The organism is Rhodoferax sp. OV413, assembly GCF_945881795.1.
In the GTDB taxonomy this organism is placed as follows: domain Bacteria; phylum Pseudomonadota; class Gammaproteobacteria; order Burkholderiales; family Burkholderiaceae_C; genus Allorhodoferax.
In genome coordinates this window covers 1-3677 of the sequence record NZ_CAMCVG010000142.1, presented here as the reverse complement: position 1 = coordinate 3677, position 3677 = coordinate 1, and the positions used below count along the sequence as shown (strand labels likewise).

Here is a 3677-nt window from a genome sequence, read left to right as displayed (position 1 = left end):
GCCATCCAGTTCGGCGTGCGCAAGGTCAATATCGACACCGACATCCGCATGGCCATGACCGCCGCGGTGCGCAAGTTCCTGTTTGAGAACCCCGAAAAGTTCGACGCCCGCGAATGGCTCAAGCCCGCCCGCGAAGCCGCCAAGCAGCTCTGCAAGCAGCGTTACATCGAATTCGGTTGCGAAGGTCAGGCCGCCAGCTTCAAGGGAAACAGCTTGCAGGTCGTGGCCGCGCGTTACGAAAAAGGTGAACTCGCCCAAAAGGTGCAAGACATCGCAGTCTGAGCCTGAGTGACTGCGCCGCAGGGCGCAGCGAACTTGCGATAATCCGACGCCCCGCCAGCCCTTGCAGGCGGGGCCTTTTTACTTTGTTGGACGCCATGACCCACGCTTTGCACACCTCCGCCTTGTCACTCCCCTTGCTGGCCCGCGGCAAGGTGCGCGACAACTACGCGGTGGGCGAAGATCGCATCCTGATGGTGGCCAGCGACCGGCTCTCCGCCTTTGACGTCATCATGGGCGAGCCCATCCCCGGCAAAGGTGCGCTGCTCACGCAAATGGCGCTTTTCTGGTTCGACAAGCTGGGCAAAAACGGCGCCGATATCTGCCCGAATCATCTGACCGGCGATGCTCCTGAAAGTGTAGTGACTCCCGCCGAGGTGGCGCAGGTTGCAGGCCGTTCCATGCTGGTGAAGCGGCTCAAACCCCTGCCGGTGGAGGCGGTGGTGCGCGGTTATCTGGCCGGCAGTGGCTGGAAGGAGTACCAGCAAGGCGGCGCGGTGTGCGGCGTGGCTTTGCCCGCGGGCTTGCAGAACGCGAGCAAGCTGCCCGAACCCATTTACACCCCCGCTGCCAAAGCCGCCGTCGGCGACCACGACGAGAACATCACCTTCGAGCAAACCGTGGAGATGATTGGCATGGATCTGGCCAGCCGCATCCGCGATATCAGCATCCGCATCTACCAGGTTGCCGCTGAGTTCGCACTGACCAAAGGCATCATCATTGCCGACACCAAATTTGAGTTCGGCCTGGACAAGGACGGCACGCTCACGCTGATGGACGAAGTGCTTACGCCCGACTCATCGCGCTACTGGCCGGTAGAAAGTTACCAAATGGGTACCAACCCGCCCAGCTACGACAAGCAGTTCGTGCGCGACTGGCTGGAGCAGGCGCTGGTGGACGGCAAGCCCTGGGACAAAACGCCCCCAGCTCCGCGCGTACCGCGCGAGGTGATCGAGAAAACCGCCGACAAATACCGCGAAGCCCTGGCGCGCCTGACGGCTTGAATGCCTTGGCCCCTTAGCCTCTCGGCCCCTCAGCTCCTTAGTTCAGCGCCATGCTGAGCTTGCGGCGGTAGCTGGCGACCAGCTGGGCCTGCGGGTCTTCTTCGGCTACCACTTTGCCCAGCACCTCGATGCCGCCGGCGGCTTTGCCCGGGGTTGCGGACGCCGCTTTGGGCTTGGGTGGGGTGAGCAGCTCCAGGATAGCCACAAAGGTCTTGCGCGGCACCTCGCTGCCCCAGGCCTTGTCGCGCATGATGATTTCCAGCAACTCGTCCATCGCGACGGTCCAGTCGCCGCCCACCATCAGCACCCTTGCCTTGGCCAGCCGGGTGTCGAAATCGCGCTTGTTGGAGGCAATCAAGGCGTCAAACTGCTCGGGCGTCCACAGGCCGCGGTCGTCGGTCAGGGCGAACCGGATGGCATCCAGAAACTGGCCCAGCGCCTCAAACCGGATCTGCCGCGGTATGGCGGCCAGCGCGGGTTGCAGCGCGGCCCCGGCCTCTTCGATCAGGTCGTTTTCAATGAGCAGCTTCACGTAGTCATAGCGGGCGTCGTCGTTGCCGGGGTTCAGCGTCAGCGCCTCATGCAGCTTGTTGAGCGCAGCGCGCGGGTCGCCGGCGGCAGCCAGGGCCTGCGCGTCTTCGGCGTCGGACGCGGCTTCCAGCACGTCCTCTGAGGGCACATGCTTGTCCAGAAACTCTTTGAGCTTGCCCTCGGGCACGGCGCCCATGAAGCCGTCGGCCGGCTTGCCGTTGATCATGAGCACGCAGGTCGGGATGCTGCGGATGCCGAAGGCCTGCGCGAGTTGCTGCTCCTGGTCAGAGTCAATTTTTACCAGCTTGAAGCGCCCGCCGTAGTCCTCTTCTACTTTTTCGAGCAGCGGGCCCAGGCTCTTGCAGGGGCCGCACCAGGGCGCCCAAAAATCGACCAGCACCGGCGTCTGGTGCGAGGCGGCAATGACTTCGGTTTCAAAGTTTTCGATGGTGACGTCGATCATGGGGCCTTGGCGAGTGATGAAAAAGTAAAATCCTGCGATGAAATCAATTCAAATCGGCGTCGTGATGGGCTCCAGTTCCGACTGGGACACCATGCAGCACGCAGTCCAGATTCTCCAACAGTTTGGTATCGGCTTCGAGGCGCGCGTCATTTCCGCCCACCGCATGCCCGACGATATGTTCCGCTACGCCGAAACCGCCGCGGCCCGCGGGCTGAAGGCCCTCATCGCCGGCGCCGGCGGTGCGGCCCACCTGCCGGGCATGCTGGCTGCCAAAACCACGCTGCCGGTGCTCGGTGTGCCGGTGCAGAGCAAGGCACTCAGCGGGGTCGACTCCTTGCACAGCATCGTGCAAATGCCTAAGGGTGTTCCGGTGGCCACCTTTGCCATTGGCAGCGCCGGCGCGGCCAACGCGGCGCTGTTTGCCATCTCCATTCTGGCCACCGCCAACCCCGACCTGCGCACACAGCTGGACGCCTTCCGTGTGGACCAGACCGAATCGGCACGCGCGATGACCCTGCCGGTAACCGGCAGCGAGCCGTGATGGTTGGCTCGGACGCGACGCTGGGCGGTTCCAAGAAAATGACCCTTGGCGGTTCCAAGGAGATGACCCTAGGGGTCATGGGCGGCGGCCAGTTGGGCCGGATGTTCGCCCATGCCGCGCAGCAGATGGGTTTTTTCACCGCCGTGCTGGATCCCGACGCCAGCAGCCCGGCCGGGCGCATCAGCCACCACCATGTGCAAACCAGCTACACCGACCCCGAAGGGCTGGCCCGTCTGGCGGAGTTGTCGGTAGCTATCACCACCGAGTTTGAAAACGTGCCGGCCGAGGCGCTTACCGCGTTGGCCCGCACCCGGCCGGTCTCGCCCGCCGCCGCCGCGGTGGCCATTGCGCAGGACCGCGCGGCAGAGAAGGCCCACTTTGTGCGCTGCGGCGTGCCCTGCGCCCCCTACGCGGTGATTGAAACTCCTGAACAGCTGGCCGCCGTTGCGGGAGCCTCACTCCTGCCCGGCATTCTGAAGACCGCCCGCATGGGTTACGACGGCAAGGGGCAGGTGCGCGTTTCCACCCTTGCCGAACTGCAAGCCGCCTGGCGCGAGCTCAAGGAAGTGCCCTGCGTGCTCGAGAAGATGCTGCCCCTGGAGATGGAGTGCAGCGTGATCGTGGCCCGCGGCTCCGATGGCAGCTGCGTGAACCTGCCGGTGCAGCGCAATCTGCACCGCGACGGTATTCTCGCGGTGACAGAGGTTTATGAAGGAAATCTGCCGCCGGAGCTTTCCCGGACTGCGGTAGCTGCTGCGAAATCGATAGCAGATGGCTTGGACTACGTCGGCGTTTTGTGTGTGGAATTCTTTGTACTTGACGCGTCGCATCCTGATGCGGCCGGGTTGGGCGCGCTGGT

At 63.9% G+C, this 3677-nt stretch carries 5 protein-coding genes; 4 read left to right on the top strand and 1 reads right to left on the bottom strand.

Annotated elements, in window-relative coordinates; genetic code table 11:
- Both Q0O05_RS11765 and Q0O05_RS11760 read left to right on the top strand, forming a co-directional pair.
- Positions 1-282, top strand: a 282-nt coding sequence (locus tag Q0O05_RS11765) for a class II fructose-bisphosphate aldolase (RefSeq protein ID WP_293663253.1), incomplete at its 5' end; no start/stop codon positions are given.
- 95 nt (positions 283-377) lie between these two features.
- On the top strand, positions 378-1283 hold the full coding sequence (locus Q0O05_RS11760) for a phosphoribosylaminoimidazolesuccinocarboxamide synthase (protein ID WP_293663251.1): 906 nt from the start codon (positions 378-380) through the stop codon (positions 1281-1283).
- Positions 1284-1320: 37 nt separating this feature from the next.
- On the opposite strand, the gene trxA is transcribed toward Q0O05_RS11760, so the two are convergent.
- Positions 1321-2277 carry a thioredoxin gene (gene trxA / locus Q0O05_RS11755; RefSeq protein WP_293663249.1) on the bottom strand — a complete coding sequence of 319 codons (957 nt, stop codon included), beginning with the start codon at positions 2275-2277 and terminating at the stop codon, positions 1321-1323.
- Between the two features lie 37 nt (positions 2278-2314).
- Between trxA and purE the strand changes: the two genes are divergently transcribed.
- Both purE and Q0O05_RS11745 read left to right on the top strand, forming a co-directional pair.
- The gene (purE, locus tag Q0O05_RS11750; protein WP_293663247.1) at positions 2315-2818 is read left to right on the top strand and encodes a 5-(carboxyamino)imidazole ribonucleotide mutase; all 504 of its coding nucleotides are present in this window, start codon (positions 2315-2317) and stop codon (positions 2816-2818) included.
- Between the two features lie 38 nt (positions 2819-2856).
- Positions 2857-3677: ATP-grasp domain-containing protein (locus tag Q0O05_RS11745; protein WP_293663255.1), on the top strand; the 821-nt coding region annotated here is incomplete at its 3' end.

Bases quoted from the DNA above. Each gene is read 5' to 3' on its own strand.
- Q0O05_RS11760 (WP_293663251.1), top strand. From the start codon at position 378: ATGACCCACGCTTTGCACACCTCCGCCTTGTCACTCCCCTTGCTGGCC.
- trxA (WP_293663249.1), bottom strand. From the start codon at position 2,277: ATGATCGACGTCACCATCGAAAACTTTGAAACCGAAGTCATTGCCGCC.
- purE (WP_293663247.1), top strand. From the start codon at position 2,315: ATGAAATCAATTCAAATCGGCGTCGTGATGGGCTCCAGTTCCGACTGG.